This window comes from Agaribacillus sp. DX54 (genome assembly GCF_056858335.1).
The window spans coordinates 147,645-164,754 of sequence record NZ_JBXEQE010000014.1 but is presented as its reverse complement, the minus strand read 5'-3'; the positions used below and the strand labels follow the sequence as shown (position 1 = coordinate 164,754).

The window sequence follows — 17,110 nt, the reverse complement described above, 5'->3', positions numbered from 1 at the left end:
GCACTAAGACACAAAGGTTTTGAAAGTGGGTTATTTCTACACATAGAAGCATGTGAGAGACAAATATGCCGGTTACCGGGAGACGGTTATATAATTTTTCTAAAGGTGAGATTAATGCGAGCGCCAAGTGGCTTTTTGGTTTTGGGAATTTGATGCTGCCAGTGATGCTGTGTGGCACCTTGCATAAGCAACAAGCTGCCATTTTCCAGCATGATAGATGATTTTAATGTTTTATCCTTTTTATGTTTGAACATAAATTTTCTGGAAGCACCGAAACTTACGGATCCGATCACAGGGTTTATGCCCAACTCCTTTTCATCGTCACTATGCCAGCCCATACTATCATGCCCATCCCGGTAGTAGTTTAACAATACACTGGTAAATCGGTGACCACTTATGTCTTCTATGCTGTTTTTAATAAAAAGCAGGTCATTGGTCCAGGGATTGGGATCCAGGCTAATATGAGAATACGCATAAGGCTTACCAGGATTACCGTAATAGGCGGTTAAACGTGGCTGCAAAACCTTTTTACCAAAGATTGTAATTTTTTCATGTTTCCATGTTATGTGACTGATTAAGGCCTGCATCAGGTTTTGGCTTACCTCTGTGCTAAAAAAATGCGGGTAATAGACCAGATCGGCGTCTGGCAAGTTAATATTTATTGGCTCTGGCAGGCTTTGAATGTCCATTATCTGTAAGATAAAAATTTTGGGAAAAGGAGCGGTATGCTTCCCTTTTCCCAAAATTTTCAAACCTTAAAGTAGCTTCGATATGAAATCGTAAAAATCGAGTTTGTGTTGTTTGAATTGATTGTCAAACGAAACAATCTGGTCAAATAACAGGTTGTGTTTTTTTCTAAAATTGGTATCCTCATCTGAGGATTCGCCTTTTAGCATTGCCCGCATGAATTTTTCATGTCTCCGGGCGTTCTGGTGAAATTCATCTAACAGTTCTCCCTGGTAATAAGTAATGAGGTGTTGAAAGTGATCGATTTGTTTTTTTTGATCCACTGATTGGGCCTTTTCTACATTTCGATCCAGCAGCGTTTGAAAGAAGTCCAGTTCACGTCTCCAGAATTCAATGTTAAACAACCATTGCCTGCTGGAATAGTGCAGATCTTCAATACTTCTTTCGGCCAAAAAGTCGATGTTATCTAATGCTATTTGATCCATAAGCGTACAATTTTGTGTTTAAATTAATATAGACATTCTCAGTGACTTATACCATAAATTTCGGGATAAATATTTGATAATAAAAAAATAAAACTTCCGTAACAAGAGCAGGCCGATTCCCTGACACAGGGCGATTCCGGATTTGTGCCTTCCGGGGTTGTAAAACCTGAGGAATTAATGTATTTTTCTTTATAATTTGATCGATAAGTAACGCAGCAGGATGCATGTCGAACCCTGCAATGATTGATTTTGCCATGGAAAAACTCATTTGGATTATTACAGGACTTTTTGTGATACTGCCGCCGGTATTGAAAGCACAGAAATTAAGCTCGAAAGAAAAAAAGATAATTCAACACGTAGCACGCAATCATGCCGCCGCGCTGGCTCTTCTGGAGGAGGTAGTGAATGTTAACAGTGGTACCATGAACCCTGAGGGGGTAAAAAAAGTCGGGGCGTTGTTTCGGCAGGCCTTTGATGAAATCGGTTTTGAAACAACCTGGATCGACATGCCTGAAGAGATGCAGCGAGGGGGTCATTTGTTTGCTGAGAAAAAAGGAAACAAAGGCAAACGGCTATTGTTGATCGGACATTTGGATACGGTTTTTGAGCCTGACAGCCCGTTTCAAAAATATATGCTTCAGGATACGATCGCAAAGGGCCCGGGAGCCAATGATATGAAGGGGGGTAATGTCATAGCACTTTATGCGCTAAAGGCCTTGCATGATGCAGGCGTTCTGGAATCGAGTCAGATTATCGTTGCTTTCCATGGTGATGAGGAGAAAACAGGCAAACCGCTGGATATAAGCAGAAGGGATATTATCGAAGCGGCAAAAAGAAGTGACATAGCCCTTGGTTTTGAAACGGCTTCGGGTTTTAACTATGCCACGGTGGCCAGACGTGGATCCAGTGGATGGAAACTGGAAGTCACAGGAAAAAGTGCCCATTCCTCAGGCATATTTAATGAACGGGTCGGTGCAGGGGCTGTCTTTGAAACCGCCAGAATATTAAACGCTTTTTATGAAGAGGTAAAAGGGGAGGAATTTCTGACGTTTAATCCGGGTGTTTTGCTCGGAGGAACCCAGGTGGACTTTGACACTGCCTTTTCCACGGGATCCGCCTTCGGTAAATCTAATGTGGTCGCCCGGAAAGCCGTAGTAGCTGGGGGTTTAAGGTTTATATCGAAAGAGCAACTGGCAAAAGCCAGGGCAAAAATGCGGGAAATCACACAGCGCAACCTCCCGCACACCAGTGCTACAATTTCTTTTACCGATAGTTATCCGGCCATGGGCCCAACAGAGGGCAACATGGAGGTGCTAAAAGTGTTAAATCAGGTAAGTATCGACCTCGACCTTGGCGAGGTTAAGCCTTACGATCCTGGCAAAAGGGGTGCAGCGGACATATCTTTTGTCGCAGCGTATGTCGATGGATTGGACGGTCTCGGGGCCATGGGAGGAGGGGCTCACTCTCCTCGTGAATATGTGGATTTACGCACTTTCGAAGATTTGACCAAACGTGCCGCGTTATTAATCTACCGTTTAACCAGGTAAAATGAAAGCATCCGGTATATTGCCTTCAGTCACCTTAACTACCAGTCATCGCATGGCTCCAAGCCACACGATGACTTCAGCGTAATTTATCCCATGAACAAAAACGTATTCTCACATAGAACCGAAAGATTTTTCCCGGCAGGTTTAATCTTTGGAGGTGCCATAATGATTTTGATAGGTACAGGTATTTTAATCTTCAAGTCTGTGATTGGCTTTGTGATACTCCTGGCAGGCATTGCCATAGTTTTCCTGCATTATGGTGTGCTGATTGATGTAGAAGCACGTAAATTCAAAGAATACTGGGGACTTCCGGGCTTGAAATTTGGAAAATGGAAGCATTTGCCCGGTATAGAGTATATCAGCCTGACAAAATCAAGATTTTCGCAGCAAATTGGGTTGAGGGCCGCAAACACTACCATGCGGGGGATATTGTATAAAGGAAACCTCAGAGTCGATGGAAGGGAAAGAATCCTGGTGATCCAGTCCACGGATAAGGATAAAGTAATGACCCAATTAAAGCACCTGGCTAAAAAGCTGGATGTAAAACTGCTGGATTGCACAGAACCTGAAAGAATCTGGGTGGACTTATGAGCATTAACCTGTGAGATTACCGATCAGAAGCAGCGAATATTACGGCCTTTTATGAAGCAAGATTGGCGAAACCTTGAGTTTTTGATGTCCCGATTACAGGGATTTGTGTTTAATTACATGCCAGATCTTGCAAAGATGCAAAATATTTTGTCCCAAAATCGGCTTTTTCTTCTGTCATAAACCTATTGATACAAAAATACTGGTTTTTTGAATGCCGTAAACACCTGTTAGCTGGAAACAGCATATCCTGAAGATTTCTTTACACCTATTGATCCTGCACAATTCCCGTGGAAGACTCATCATAAGTGTTTGTAGGACAGTATGAATAGGCAGGTTCTGTTAAATGATTATCGGGCATTCCAAAGTTTAGTGGTGTTTACTTCAAAAACCTGCTGTTCAAGCCCGGGCCGGTATGAAAGCGGATTATCTTTATGAAGTAATTAATTGTATTATTCTAATAGCTGTTAATTTATTCACATTCTGAGGGGTGGTTTTATAGTAATTTCCCAATTTGGGAAAAATCAGATCTTTGGCTGGCAAATCTTACCTGGGTTTACATTGGTTTATTATTGAAATAAAAGATTCGAAAAATAGTATCACCTTAGCATCACCAAACGAAATTTTAATTTTTCCGAGTCCCTTAATTCAATGGCGAGCCGCTTTACAGCGGCGAGCCATTTGAATTTTAAAGCGCAAGGCGCGATATCTTACGGGATTTTAAAATTAAAACAAACCAAAATGTCGCCCGCAAATCTTTTAAAAGTCCTGTTTTTGTTGGTTATAGTCACCCTGAATCTATCTGTTTTTGCTCAAACCAAAAGCGATGCCTGGTATACGGGGGAAATTGAGTTGATTGATAATCACATTTATCAGGTGCAATTACGGTATGTTCCCACAAGATCCGAGGGCCTGTTGCAGGCAAGGGAAAATGAAGCGCTTATGACACTTTCCCCATTGAAAATAAAGTCATTTGAATTTTTTGATTCATTAAGAAACGAATATCGTCGCTTTGTTTCAATTCCGACTTTCATGGAAAATCATCAATATCAAAAGAAAATGTTTATTGAAGTGTTGTATCCCGGTAATGCGGTTTCCCTTTTCCGGCACACAAACTCCTACGGAATGATGGCAACGGAAGCTTTGTATTTGATGGATCACAGAACACAGGAAATCTTTCCCTATGCCGTATCCAAATACTCGCATAGAAACAAACCGGTATATATAAATGCCGATACAAAACTTTTATTTCAACTTGGCCGGGTGCATACAAAAGAGCTGAAAGATTATGCTACCCGTAACCATTTAAGACTCAGAAAACTACAGGATATCAGCGCCTTGCTTACCTATCTGGATCAGTTGAGCAATATCTCCGCCAAGGAAATCAGTCCCTTGCGTTAACCACAGAGGGATTCACCATTTTTCACCACGGAGGCACAAAGGCACGAAGAGGCACAGAGGTTTTTGCCCGTAAAATGAAAATATAAGCACATACTTATCCCAGCCAGTCATCGCATGGCTCCAAGCCATACGATGACTAAAACAGCATTTATACCTGAAAGGCTTAGATTATCCGGATAATAAAAAAGCTTTCAGTTCCTCCATACGGTTAGATAGGGATACGGCAATTTTTTCCTTTCGATAGGCTTGGGCCAGGGGTGGAGGTAATGTTACTTCGGTACCAATTACCGGCGAGACAATATCTGTAAATTTGGCAGGATGGGCGGTCGATAGCAGCACGCCGGTTACGGGCATTCGATGGCTTTCCATCCAGGCCTTCAGTCCCAGATAAGCCACTACGGTATGGGGGCACATCATGTAATTAAACCTTTCATGTATCTCCTGCATCTTTGCTTTAGTGGTATAATCGTCAAAAGCAAAACCACTTATTTTGCTTTTAATAAGGCTTTCGTCCTCATTCATGATGGCCAGAATCCTTGGAAAATTGCTTGGGTTACCGACATCCATGGCATTGGAGATGGTGGCGACAGAGGGTTTGGGGTGAAAAATCCCGGTTTTTAAATAGGCAGGGACTACATCGTTTACATTGGTGGAGGCTATAAACTGATACACAGGCAGTCCCATTTGGTATGCCAGCAGTCCTCCGCACAAATTGCCGAAATTGCCACTGGGAACCGACACCACCAGGGGCAACCCTGAGCTTTTGAGCTTTGCATAGGCCTGGTAATAGTAAAATGATTGCGGAATAAGCCTGGCAATGTTGATGGAGTTGGCCGAGGTAAGATGTAAAGTTTTGCTCAACACCGGGTCAAGAAAAGCAGCCTTTACAAGGCTTTGGCAATCATCGAAATTGCCATCTACCTCGATGGTCGTAATATTACCGCCGATGGTGGTTAGTTGTTTTTCCTGAACTTCACTGACTTTTCCCTTTGGGTATAAAATGGTGACCTTGATACCTTCAATGCCCAGAAATCCGTAGCCAACGGCACCGCCGGTGTCGCCGGAAGTAGCTACGAGTATGTTGATTTCTTGATCTGAATTACGCAGGAAATATCTCATTAACCTTGACATAAATCGCGCGCCGTAGTCTTTGAAGGCTAAAGTGGGTCCATGGAATAATTCCAGCACGTGAATATTATCTTCGAGATGAACGACAGGGGTATCGAAATTAAAAGCATCGTCTACGATCGTGGCGAGCGAGTCTTTATCGATGTCATCTTTTAAAAGCGCATGACCGACGGTAAGGGCCATTTCCCTGAAATTCATGTCCTGAATGTGATCGAAAAAGGTTGCCGGTAATTCAGGAATAGTCGAAGGTACGTAGAGACCATTGTCAGGAGGTAAACCGGTCAAGACGGCTTCCTGGAGTGACACGTTGGGTGAGAGGTGTTTGGTGCTGTATAATTCCATTGCTCAATCAAGAATAATTGGTCCTTGCTGGTTAATTTTAGAGATAAAAATTTCACTTTTAATACCGATTTGGGCAAATTGATCCTGCATGGCATGCCCGATTTCAGTAGCCAGGTTTACAGCCGTACTCAATGCGAACATGGAGGGCCCCGAGCCCGAAATTCCGCATCCCAGCGCACCGGCTTCCAGGGCTGAGGATTTGACCTGATCAAAGCCCGGAATGAGCATGGACCGGACCGGTTCGATGATCACGTCTTCCATAGACCTGCTGATCAAACCAAAATCATTCATGGTCAGTCCGGCGATCAGTCCCCCCACATTACCCCATTGTCTGATGGCGCTTTTGATGGGTACGTTTTTCTTCAATATATTTCTGGCGTCCTTTGTATTGATTTCAATTTCCGGGTGAATAATGACTGCGTGCAGCTTTTCAGGTGTTTTAATCTTAATAATGTCCAGGGGGTCATAGCTGCGTATTAAAACAAAACCTCCTAACAAGGAAGGAGCCACGTTATCGGCGTGGGCGGATCCTGAGGCCACACGCTCTCCTTCCAAGGCAAATTTTAACAGTTCTTCCGTACGTAGTTTTTGCCCCATCAATTCGTTGACTGCAAACACACCAGCCACTGAGCTGGCGGCACTGGAGCCCAGTCCGCTGCCAAATGGCATTTTTTTATATAAATAAATTTCCAATCCGGCATCACTTCCTACATGATCCAGGTAGTTTAAAATAGAAATAGTGGCTGTGTTTTCATGAACAGCATGACTTAATCTACCTGCGTCTCCTTTAATTTCTTTGATTATGACGCCCGGTTTGGTGCAGGTTTTCACCACTATTTCATCACCGGGGTTTTCCACAGCAAAGCCGAGAATATCAAAACCACAGGTAACATTGGCAACGGTTGCCGGGGCGAATACTCTAATGCTATCCATGGTTGTTGGGTAAAATGTTTTTAATTCCCTGATAAAGATAATTACTGATGCTGATGATTTCTGCAAATACCCCAGCCGCTGTCACCTCTGCTCCCGCTCCGGGGCCTTTGATGACCAAAGGGCGGTCATGATACCTCAAAGTGGTGAAAGCAATAATATTATCGCTTCCTGATAAGCTGAAAAAGGGATGGTCCTGGTCCACTGCTTTCAACTGTACGGTTGCCTTGCTGTTTTCCAGGGTGGCGATAAACCTCAGCTTTTTTCCTGCTTTTTCGGCATCTTTTTTAAGTGTATCGAAATGGGCGTTGTTTTTTTCCAGTGCTTTAAAAAAAAGATCGATTGACGCCGCTTCAAGACATGATTGAGGTAATATATTTTCTATTTCCACATTTTCAGGCTCCATAGCCACACCGGATTCACGCGCAAGGATAAGTATTTTTCTGGCTACATCCATCCCGTTGAGGTCGTCCCGGGGATCAGGTTCTGTAAAGCCACTGTTTTTGGCCTCCAGTACCACGTCACTGAATTTGGTTTCGCCTTTGAAATTATTGAATATATACGACAAGGTACCGGATAAAACACCTTCTATTTTCAGGATTTTGTCACCACTGAATTTCAGATCGGCCATGGTGCCGATGACCGGCAAACCGGCTCCTACATTGGTTTCATATAAAAACTTGACGCCGTGTAAAAAGGCTTCTTTTTGTAATAACTGATAGTCGGCGTATCTGCCGGAATTGGCCAGTTTATTGGGTGTAACCACTGAGATGCTGGCGGCCAGAATTTTTTGATAGTATCCGGTGATTTCCAGGTTGCTGGTGTTATCTACAAATATGCTGTTGGGCAGGTTCATAGCCACCATTTCCTTTACAAAAGTGGTAAGATCAGCAACGGCAGCCGAGTTTTCCATCTGCTCTTTCCATTGGTCCAGGTTTATTCCGTTTTCATCAAAAATCATTTTTTTGGTGTTGCTCAGGGCTATGACGTTGATTTCCAGTAGCCGTTCATTGAGTAGGTATGCTGCTTGTGCCTTGATTTGTTTCAGCAAAGTGCCACCGATCAGTCCTACCCCTACCATAAAAAGGTTGAGCGTTTTGGACTCCGAAAGAAAGAAAGCCTGATGTACCGCATTTAAAGATTTTGAGAGGTTTTTTTCATCGATAACCACTGAAATATTTACCTCTGAGGATCCTTGTGCAATGGCGGTGGCATTGATACCGTTTCTTCCCAAAGCACTGAACAGTTTGCCCGAAATTCCGGGTGTGTTTCTCATGTTCTCACCGATGATAGCGATAATCGACTTTCCTGGTTCAATCAATGGTGCATCAATTCTGCCCCTTTCCATTTCGAATTCAAATTCCTGCCTGATAACTTTTTTGGCTGCTTTGGCATCATCGGGGTTAATGGCGAAACAAATGGAGTGTTCGGAAGAAGCCTGGGTAATCAGGATAACACTGATATTTTTTGCTGCCAGGGCACTGAATAGTCTGGAAGACACCCCCGGCACACCGACCATTCCTGAGCCGGTCAGGGAGATCAGCGTCACCTGTTTGATCGATGAGATACCTTTGATCAGTCGAACGGAATTTTTCGGCTCGCTGCCAATTATGGTTCCGGGAAAAGCCGGATTAAAGGTATTTTTAATCCTGAGCAGTATTTTTTCATTGAAAGCCGGCTGCAGGCTGGGAGGATGTATAACTTTGGCCCCGAAATGCGACATTTCCATGGCCTCCAAATAAGACAAATACGAAAGTGAGCATGCATTTTTTACTACTTTCGGATCCGTAGACATCACGCCATCGACATCGGTCCAGATTTCGATTTCAGCCGCTCCAAGGGCTGCCCCAATGATGGCGGCGGTAAAGTCAGAGCCCCCTCTTCCCAGTGTGGTAGTCTCCTTGTTTTCACCGGAAGCGATAAAACCGGTAACGATAGGCGTGGAGGTTAAATTTTTGAAATAATCTTTAAGGGCCTGGTTGGTTGGTTTATAATCCACCCTGGCATGGCCGAAATCGTTGTTGGTAAAAATCAATTCCCTGCTATCAACCGGTACGGCATTGATTTTTTCTTGCTGAAAATAGGTGGCTAAGACGGGCACGGAAAGCCTTTCGCCAAAGCTTAATACAAGATCCAACGTTCTTTCGGAGAGTTCCCGGATTAAAGATACGCCATGTAAGACCTCCTCCAGCTCGTTGATAGTCATTTTTAGATGTGCCAACGACTTGCTTTGTGACCGGGCATCGAGCAGTTGCCTGATGGTTTCGGCATGGCGTGTTTCAATGTGCCGGGTAATGTTCAGATATTGATCGTCGTTTTCCTTTGCCAGTTGGCTGGCTTCGATGAGGTGATTGGTTACACCACCCATGGCACTGCTTACCACTACGATTTGATCGCCCTGATCCAGGCCGGACTTAACGATTTTTGCCACCTGTTTGATGCTATCGGCCGAACCGACTGAAGTGCCTCCGAATTTTAGTACTTTCATTTTATTCCTAAACAAAAAAGCCATTCCTGTCAGGGAACGGCTTCATGTAAAACTCTTTTAATGTTTATTGGTCAAACCATTCCCCGCACGGCTCCTGTGGTGCCTGTAGTGATGTGGGTTATGGTCGTTATCGTATACATAATTCTGTCAGTGGACGCCTGGCGTCAGGTTGCTTGCCAAGCTGGGGCAATATTATGGCTTTTCCGGCTGGAATCAAAATATTTAACGGGATTTTAAAATTAACTTAATAATAAACGTCATTCATTGATTAAAATCCGATATTGCCTCCTTTGTAACCGTTTTTTTCAATTTTGTCAGCAGTTTCTTCAACTTTGGCTTTTAGCTCATCCTTGTATTGCTGCAGGTTTTTTGCGATTTGCTTATCGAAGGCGCCAATGATCCGGGCGGCGAGGATCCCGGCATTTTTTGCGCCGTTGAGGGCTACGGTAGCCACTGGTATGCCGCCTGGCATTTGTAAGATCGATAACACAGAATCCCATCCGTCCATAGAGTTTCTGCTTTTTACTGGCACGCCGATGACGGGCAGCGTGCAGAGCGAGGCTACCATGCCCGGCAGGTGTGCCGCACCGCCGGCACCGGCAATGATGACTTTTAGTCCTTTTTTTCTGGCGCTTTCAGCATAATCAACCATGCGGTGGGGTGTACGGTGGGCGGACACGATCGTTACTTCAAACGCCACACCCAGTTCATCCAGCATATCTGCGGCCTCTGCCATGACAGGCAGGTCAGACTGGCTCCCCATGATGATGCCCGCCTGTGGTTTTATTTTTGATCCGGTCATGCAATTACTTTTAGGTTTTCTTTGACAAATTTAACCTTTTCTTTCAGGCTTTCCTCATCATGGTCCACGATGGTGACATGCCCCATTTTCCGGAAGGGTTTGGTTAACTTTTTCCCATACAAATGCAAATGTACTCCTTTCAGGCTTAATACCTTTTCCAGACCTTCATATTGTGCGGGCCCTGTATGGCCTTCTTCCCCCAGCAGGTTGATCATGGCGGCTGGCATTTTTATGGAAGTATCACCCAAAGGCATGTTTAGTATAGCCCTCAAATGCTGTTCAAATTGCGAAGTAATGTTTGCTTCAATGGTATGATGACCGCTGTTGTGTGTACGGGGCGCAACTTCGTTTACCAGTATTTTGCCTTCCCTGGTTACAAACATTTCAACCGCCAGCAATCCGATCATGTCTAGTTCCCGGATTACCTCGATGGCTGTGGCTTCTGCCTCACGGACAATTTCAATGGAGATATCTGCCGGTGCAGTGAGGTATTCCACCAGGTTACGAATTGGGTGAAACACCAACTCTACCGGGGGAAAAGCTTTTATCTCACCATCGGCATTACGGGCCACAATGACCGAAATTTCCTTTTCAAAATCTATCAGCTTCTCCAGCAAGCCCGGAGCATCGAAGGCTTTGGGTAAGTCATTTTCACTCCTTAATATCTGCACGCCTCTGCCGTCGTATCCTTCTCTCCCTAATTTATTCACGGCCGGAAGAAAATCCCGGTTTTCAGCCACAGCTTCCCGGTTTTCCGTAAGAATAAATTCTGCGCTGGGGATATCCCTTTCCAGATAAAACTGCTTTTGCTTGGTTTTGTCCTGAATTAACTCGATGACTTCCGGCTGAGGAAAGGTTTTTTTCCCTTCTTTCTGTAGTTGCTTGAGCGCATCTGTGTTCACGTTTTCGATTTCGATCGTCACGAGGTCGCAGGGTTGGCCAAACCGGTAAACGCTTTCAAAGTCAGTCAATTTCCCCACCTGAAAATTGCCGACAAAGTTTTTGCACGGGGCATTTTCATCCGGATCCATAATGTTGACGTCGATATTAAAATCGATAGCAGATTGCACCAGCATTCTGCCCAGTTGACCACCTCCAAGCACTCCTAAGGTGAAATTTTTGTAAAATTGATCCATATTTCTTCATTATTCAATCTTAATACCCATTTTTTCCATCAGCTTGCTGGCATTAAAACTTTTGCATAAACCGGGGTGAAGTTTATAGTCAAAGATAATTTCGTCGTCGATAATCTGGCTGTTGAAGCTATAATTTTCAATCCGGTTGGCATCATCAGATAAAGCACCCAACGCCAGGTCATGGGTTGAAACAAATCCAAAGCTATCTGTTTCTGCTAACTGCCTGATGAGTGAAGCTGCCCCGTTGTGCCGGTCATGAGAGTTGGTACCCTTCAAAATTTCATCGAGCATAAACAGGATAGGATGCGTGGTGCCAATCATCTCCAACAGTTGTTTCAGCCGCTTTAGCTCGGCGTAAAAAGAGGAAACACTTTCTTCCAGATTGTCCTGCGTGCGCATGCTGGTAAAAACCTGTAACACAGAGGTGGTAAAGGAACCCGCGCAGACAGGTGCCCCCATGAGCGCCAACACTACATTGATACCTGCTGTGCGCAAAAACGTACTTTTGCCCGACATATTGGAACCGGTAATGATGATGACTTTTCCTTTTCCTGTCATGCTGAAATCATTTACCACCCGGTCTTTGCTCCTGATCAGTGGGTGGCCCATAGCCATGCCATTTAATCGATAGGTTTCATCGATGATGACAGGCATCGTGTATCCGGGATTGGCATAACTAAACCCTGCCAGGCTGTTCAGCACTTCGAACTGATGGATGGTATCGAACCATTTTTTTGCATACTTTTTATTTTTTTGTTTCCAGGCCGATGCTTTCAGCAGCCAGAACACATCCAGCAGCAACAAGGCATTCAATATATGGTAAAACAAATTGGCCCTGCTTTCCAGGCTGAACAGGATCTGTTGCAGTTTTTTGATTTCTGCAGAGGCCTTAAAATGATCATGATCGAACTGATTTTTTAATTCCAGCAAAAGTGGTGCGCTAAAAGTCTCGTCCTCTACTTTTTTTATCAAATAACTGTAAGCCTTTAGTGCCACAGAGCTTTTTCTGGTATAAGTGGTGGTATCTTTTGCCGCCAGGAGGACATTTTTAAGGATGATGCTGTTAGCCACAACGGCCCCCAACAAAAAATAAAAAGAAAAGCCCAGGATCCACAAAACGATACAACCCACTGACACAGCCGGCATGATGAACATCAACAGCCGGTATAAGCTTTTGTTTTTGACCACATCTTCCTGGTTCAACCATTTCAGTAACGCATTCGTTTTGTTTTCTTCCTGTATAAAGTGCATGCCATGGGCCTGAAAATCCTGACGCCAGTCGATTTTGGGCGTCAATTCTTTTACGGCTACTTGTCGGGCTTCAATAATTTGCTTTTCTGCAGGATTCAGCAACCATTCCGATAATTGCGTTTTTGCGCCGAAGGTCGTTGTTCGGTTTAATAGTTGAAACAGGGAATGGCTTCCGAAAATATCCAGGTCGATGCTGTAAGGGTGTAAAGGGTCGATATATTCTGATCCTGCATCAAATGATTTAAGATTTCCCTGCAAACGAAGTGTCTCCTGTTGGTTTATGGCTTTCAAATTCTCGGCATGGTCCCTGTTAAAAGCGATTTTGTTATGGTACTTAATCAGAAGTCCAAAGAGGACCGGAAAAATCAGTCCCAAACCCACTACTACTTCTGTGTTACGGGCATTAGCAAAATATATCAGGCATATTATAAATAGTAGAAAAACTGTCACTCTGATTCCGGACCAGAAGACATATTTTTTCTTTAGTCCCGTTACGATTTCTGCTTGCCGCTTAACATTTTTCTTGAATATTGCATTGGGTGAGTTCATAGGCAACAAAATTAGGTGATGCGAAGCTAAGGTTAGTTATATTAGATTGATTTTTTGCCCTTTTCTCCCATTTCTTTCGCGCATATCTATGCAAATCTTCTATCTCCTCGGTTTCATCCGGGCAAGAAGTGAGTGCTTGTCATCGCATATGGGGCCTGGTTGTTATTATATCACTAATTCATCGCTGGCATTTGAACCGTTCCCAGACGCTTCAGCACTTTAATGTGCGATCTGATAGCCCCAAAAAAGGTATCGTGTTCGATGTAAGGCAGGTTGTATTCTTTGGCGGTGGCTTTTACGATAGGGGCCAGGTTTTTGTAATGCGTGTGGCAGATTTTTGGGAAAAGGTGGTGTTCTATCTGAAAATTCAGGCCGCCGAACAAAAAGTTTGCCAAAGGATTTTTCCTGGCAAAATCGGCGGTAGTGTACATTTGATGCACCGCCCAGGAGTATTCCATGGTGCCATCCTGGTCCGGCACCGGGAAATCAGTACCCTCCACAATATGGGCGAGCTGAAAAATGAGGGCAAGCGTTAGGCCTTCGACGATATGCAGGAGCAAAAACCCTAACAATATATAATACCAGGGTAGTGGAATGATAATGACCGGGATGATCAGAAATAATGTGTAATAGATCAGCTTATATCCAAAAAGCCTGAATATCTCCCTTGCCGGAGAAGGATTTTGCTTATGGCGGGTAATTTTTGATCCGAAAAATAGTGCGTAATCCTTAATAAACACCCATGATAACGATGTAAGCGAATAAAAGAAAAACGTATAAATGTATTGAAAGCGATGAATTTTCCATAATTTCTGCTTGGGATTCAGCCGGATAACCGGAATTTGATCAATGTCGGAATCATGATCGGGAATGTTGGTGAAGGTATGATGTATCAGGTTATGACTTATGCTCCAGGTGTAGTCGTTGGCTCCGATGATGTTAAAAACCGCGGCCAATCCCCTATTCACTTTATCATTGCTCGAATAGGCGCCGTGAATGGCATCATGGGCGATGTTTAATCCGATTAAGGCGGTGAAAAAACCATTGATCATTGCCAGGGGAATTAAAACCCAGGGGGAAAATAAGTTGGAAATGATCAGCACATAGCTGGCGACAAAAACCCCTAATATCAGGATAGTTTTTAAGATCATTTCACGATTAGCCCCTTTACTTATATTGTTGTCTTTGAAATAGCGGTTAACCCTTCTGGTTAATTCCGAATAATACTGATCTTCCTGGGGTTTGCCAAATCTGATTTTTTGAGATGGATGTCTAGTATTCTTCGATTCATTCGTACCTTTGCTGCTTACCTTATGCATAACACATCTTTTTTTAAGTGATTAGGCTAATTACTACAGTCTTTAGTTAGATTTGAAGCCTTAAAAAAATAGATGAATGATCATCGGTAATCTTAATGCCGCATCTCTTCCGGGTAGGTCTGTTAGTTAGAGTTTATCAGTTATTTTTAGGTGGTGAACGTCAAATTGCGAGAAAAATTATCACCTATTTCCACATTCGACCGCTAAATTACGATTTTTTTCCGGATTTGCCAGTAGCAACCGGATTAATTGCCGATTGTATTTTTTTGCTTATGACAGATTACCCTGGCTTATCGGGCACGCGTCTGACTTTTAGCAGACTTTGCCAGGTAATATCCCTGTCTTTTTCAAGGGCTTACCCATTGGAAAAGCCCGTTCGTATGCCACGATTGCCTTTAATCCCGAAAATACGCCATCGGGTATAGGTTGCCTGCCACCTGATGACAGGCAGAAAATCAGAACAACTTTATTTATTAAAATCCAGCTTCCCTTTCAGTCCGCCTGATTCCCCAACAATTACTTCGCTGTCTCCATAGACAGTGATTGTGCCCTTCACGAAATCTTCTTCGCTGGCTTCGTAGATGTTATCGACATATTTCTGTGGATTTCTGTCAATATACGGAAACCATGTGCTATGTATCTGGATCATGACTTTATGACCCTTTTTGAAGGTGTGCAAGACGTCCTGCAACGGGAAATTTACCTCCTCGATCTTTCCGGGTTTAAAAGGCTCCGGTTCAGCAAAACTGTTCCTGAATCTTCCCCTGAACACCTCATGGCGCACCAATTGCTGATATCCTCCCATATGCACGTGGTCCGGTGTGGCCTTGGTCCTTTCCGCATCCGGAGGGTATACATCGATCAGCTTTACCACAAAATCGGCGTCTGTTACCGACAAAGCGACTTTCAGGTGGGCGGCAATTTCACCTGAAAATGTGATAGGCGTTGCTAAAGGGGCTGTTTCAAAGGTAATGACGTCGGGACGGGTGGCAGCGTGCCTTTGATCGTCGGTCATAAAGGGTCTGGGCGTAAACCGTACCGGACTGATTTCTGACCGGTAAGGCACCGGGTTATGCGGGTCGCTGAGATATTCAAAACTTGCGTTAGGATCTACCTCCTCGTCGATGGTTAGTTTACCGTTTTTAGCAAAGCGAAGTACCATTGGTTCGGGGTTATCAGGGGGCCATTTTTCAAAACGTTTCCATGCTTTTATCCCTGTGTCAAACATATAGGCTTCCGGAAGATTCAGTTCTCCTTTTCCTTTCAGATAATATTCAAAGAAGGGCTTTTCGATATGCTTTTGATAGTAAGTGGAAATACTGTCACCGAAGTAGATGTGGTTAACAGCCTGAAAACCTTTTTCCTGTGCCCAGTCACCGTGGCTCCAGGGGCCCATAACGAGGGTGTTCCGGATAGAGGTATTTTTCTTTTCCAGGGTTTTATAAATATTGAGTGGCCCGTAAAGATCTTCCGCATCGAACCAGCCTCCTACAGTCATGACGGCATGGTCTTCGGCCACATCCGTAAGGTGCGGCAGTATGCTTCTTTTTTGCCAGAAATCATCATAGTTGGGATGTTCCGTCACCTGTTTCCAGAAAAAGTTATTGGCATAATACTTTTCCGATACATTTTTCAGTGCACCGAGTCCGAGATGAAAGTCATAGGCATCGTTGTTGTTACCCGCTGCCTGCAGATCTTTCCATGCGTCGTTATACCAGCTTTCGTCGGTAGGTTCGCCGGTCTGAACCCCAAAGACAGGGAAGGTGAATAGATAGCTTTGCAGGAAAGCACCCATGTGGTGAAAATCGTCGAAAAAGAAATCAGCGATGGGTGCCTGGGGAGAGGATGCTTTGAGCGCAGGATGGGCTTCCGGAATCGCCGCGGCGGTATAAAACCCAGGGTAAGATATGCCCCATTGCCCGACCTTGCCATTGTGATTATCCAGATTAGCCAGCAACCACTCAATGGTGTCGTAAGTGTCGGAACTTTCGTCAATAGCTTTTTTCTTTTTGGGATTGTTACCGGGAACATGAGGTCGCATATTGTCGAAGGTTCCCTCGGACATCCACCTTCCCCTGACATCCTGGTAGACGAAAATATACTTTTCTTTCATTAAATAGGGTGAAGGACCAAGGGATTTCGGGTAGGCATCCTCTCCGTAAGGTGCTACGCTATAACAAGTCCGTTTCATCAGGATTGGATACTTTTCACTTTTATCTTTCGGCGAATAGACAGCCGTATAAAGTTTGATTCCATCACGCATGGGAATCTCAAATATGGCCTTATCATAGTTTTCTTTTACATGATTGGCTTCTGCCTGATTTTGGGAAAATCCGGGCAGACAGTAAACAAAGCAGGTTAATACAGTTAAAATTAGAATCTTCATAACATGGGATTGATTGTTTGCTTAAAAATAATAAAGGAGGACTATTTAATTTGTTATTTTTTGATAAGCGG

At 43.9% G+C, this 17,110-nt stretch carries 13 protein-coding genes; 3 read left to right on the top strand and 10 right to left on the bottom strand.

Annotated elements, in window-relative coordinates; all coding sequences use genetic code 11:
• Nucleotides 1-86 precede the first annotated feature (86 nt).
• Together AC04NP_RS16365 and AC04NP_RS16360 are read right to left on the bottom strand one after the other, a co-directional pair.
• Nucleotides 87-689 (bottom strand): alpha-ketoglutarate-dependent dioxygenase AlkB family protein, encoded by a 603-nt coding sequence (locus AC04NP_RS16365; RefSeq protein WP_482860896.1) that lies wholly within the window; start codon nt 687-689, stop codon nt 87-89.
• A gap of 66 nt (nt 690-755) precedes the next feature.
• The gene (locus AC04NP_RS16360; protein WP_482860895.1) at nt 756-1,172 is read right to left on the bottom strand and encodes a hypothetical protein; all 417 of its coding nucleotides are present in this window, start codon (nt 1,170-1,172) and stop codon (nt 756-758) included.
• A 224-nt stretch (nt 1,173-1,396) separates the two neighbouring features.
• On the opposite strand from AC04NP_RS16360, the gene AC04NP_RS16355 reads away from it, so the two are divergent.
• The 3 genes from AC04NP_RS16355 (at nt 1,397) to AC04NP_RS16345 (ending at nt 4,708) form a co-directional block, all read left to right on the top strand.
• Nucleotides 1,397-2,719 (top strand): M20/M25/M40 family metallo-hydrolase, encoded by a 1,323-nt coding sequence (locus AC04NP_RS16355; protein WP_482860894.1) that lies wholly within the window; start codon nt 1,397-1,399, stop codon nt 2,717-2,719.
• 93 nt (nt 2,720-2,812) lie between these two features.
• Entirely contained in the window at nt 2,813-3,310 is a 498-nt protein-coding gene (locus AC04NP_RS16350) for a hypothetical protein (RefSeq protein WP_482860893.1), read from the top strand.
• 738 nt (nt 3,311-4,048) lie between these two features.
• Nucleotides 4,049-4,708: a hypothetical protein gene (locus tag AC04NP_RS16345; protein ID WP_482860892.1), complete on the top strand. Its 660-nt coding sequence runs from the start codon at nt 4,049-4,051 to the stop codon at nt 4,706-4,708.
• Between the two features lie 168 nt (nt 4,709-4,876).
• Here the strand turns inward: AC04NP_RS16345 and thrC are convergent, their stop codons facing one another.
• The 8 genes from thrC to AC04NP_RS16305 form a co-directional block, all read right to left on the bottom strand.
• The gene (gene thrC, locus AC04NP_RS16340; RefSeq protein WP_482860891.1) at nt 4,877-6,178 is read right to left on the bottom strand and encodes a threonine synthase; all 1,302 of its coding nucleotides are present in this window, start codon (nt 6,176-6,178) and stop codon (nt 4,877-4,879) included.
• A gap of 3 nt (nt 6,179-6,181) precedes the next feature.
• Nucleotides 6,182-7,111 (bottom strand): homoserine kinase, encoded by a 930-nt coding sequence (locus tag AC04NP_RS16335; RefSeq protein ID WP_482860890.1) that lies wholly within the window; start codon nt 7,109-7,111, stop codon nt 6,182-6,184.
• The gene (thrA, locus tag AC04NP_RS16330; RefSeq protein ID WP_482860889.1) at nt 7,104-9,596 is read right to left on the bottom strand and encodes a bifunctional aspartate kinase/homoserine dehydrogenase I; all 2,493 of its coding nucleotides are present in this window, start codon (nt 9,594-9,596) and stop codon (nt 7,104-7,106) included. Before thrA ends, AC04NP_RS16335 begins: the two co-directional genes overlap by 8 nt.
• A 268-nt stretch (nt 9,597-9,864) precedes the next feature.
• A complete protein-coding gene (purE, locus tag AC04NP_RS16325) occupies nt 9,865-10,398 on the bottom strand; it encodes a 5-(carboxyamino)imidazole ribonucleotide mutase (RefSeq protein ID WP_482860888.1) in 534 nt (177 codons plus the stop codon).
• A complete protein-coding gene (locus AC04NP_RS16320) occupies nt 10,395-11,534 on the bottom strand; it encodes a 5-(carboxyamino)imidazole ribonucleotide synthase (RefSeq protein WP_482860887.1) in 1,140 nt (379 codons plus the stop codon). The genes purE and AC04NP_RS16320 overlap by 4 nt, the downstream gene beginning before the upstream one ends.
• Nucleotides 11,535-11,543: 9 nt before the next feature.
• Nucleotides 11,544-13,334: a MutS family DNA mismatch repair protein gene (locus AC04NP_RS16315; protein WP_482860886.1), complete on the bottom strand. Its 1,791-nt coding sequence runs from the start codon at nt 13,332-13,334 to the stop codon at nt 11,544-11,546.
• Nucleotides 13,335-13,507: 173 nt separating this feature from the next.
• Entirely contained in the window at nt 13,508-14,653 is a 1,146-nt protein-coding gene (locus AC04NP_RS16310) for a fatty acid desaturase family protein (protein ID WP_482860885.1), read from the bottom strand.
• Nucleotides 14,654-15,119: 466 nt separating this feature from the next.
• The gene (locus AC04NP_RS16305) at nt 15,120-17,039 is read right to left on the bottom strand and encodes a CocE/NonD family hydrolase (RefSeq protein ID WP_482860884.1); all 1,920 of its coding nucleotides are present in this window, start codon (nt 17,037-17,039) and stop codon (nt 15,120-15,122) included.
• Between the last annotated feature and the right edge of the window lie 71 nt (nt 17,040-17,110).

Coding starts and splice junctions, on each gene's coding strand:
- AC04NP_RS16315 (WP_482860886.1), bottom strand. CDS start 13,334: ATGAACTCACCCAATGCAATATTCAAGAAAAATGTTAAGCGGCAAGCA.
- AC04NP_RS16355 (WP_482860894.1), top strand. CDS start 1,397: ATGTCGAACCCTGCAATGATTGATTTTGCCATGGAAAAACTCATTTGG.
- AC04NP_RS16365 (WP_482860896.1), bottom strand. CDS start 689: ATGGACATTCAAAGCCTGCCAGAGCCAATAAATATTAACTTGCCAGAC.
- thrC (WP_482860891.1), bottom strand. CDS start 6,178: ATGGAATTATACAGCACCAAACACCTCTCACCCAACGTGTCACTCCAG.
- thrA (WP_482860889.1), bottom strand. CDS start 9,596: ATGAAAGTACTAAAATTCGGAGGCACTTCAGTCGGTTCGGCCGATAGC.
- AC04NP_RS16310 (WP_482860885.1), bottom strand. CDS start 14,653: ATGCATAAGGTAAGCAGCAAAGGTACGAATGAATCGAAGAATACTAGA.
- AC04NP_RS16345 (WP_482860892.1), top strand. CDS start 4,049: ATGTCGCCCGCAAATCTTTTAAAAGTCCTGTTTTTGTTGGTTATAGTC.
- AC04NP_RS16335 (WP_482860890.1), bottom strand. CDS start 7,111: ATGGATAGCATTAGAGTATTCGCCCCGGCAACCGTTGCCAATGTTACC.
- AC04NP_RS16360 (WP_482860895.1), bottom strand. CDS start 1,172: ATGGATCAAATAGCATTAGATAACATCGACTTTTTGGCCGAAAGAAGT.
- AC04NP_RS16305 (WP_482860884.1), bottom strand. CDS start 17,039: ATGAAGATTCTAATTTTAACTGTATTAACCTGCTTTGTTTACTGTCTG.
- AC04NP_RS16320 (WP_482860887.1), bottom strand. CDS start 11,534: ATGGATCAATTTTACAAAAATTTCACCTTAGGAGTGCTTGGAGGTGGT.
- AC04NP_RS16350 (WP_482860893.1), top strand. CDS start 2,813: ATGAACAAAAACGTATTCTCACATAGAACCGAAAGATTTTTCCCGGCA.
- purE (WP_482860888.1), bottom strand. CDS start 10,398: ATGACCGGATCAAAAATAAAACCACAGGCGGGCATCATCATGGGGAGC.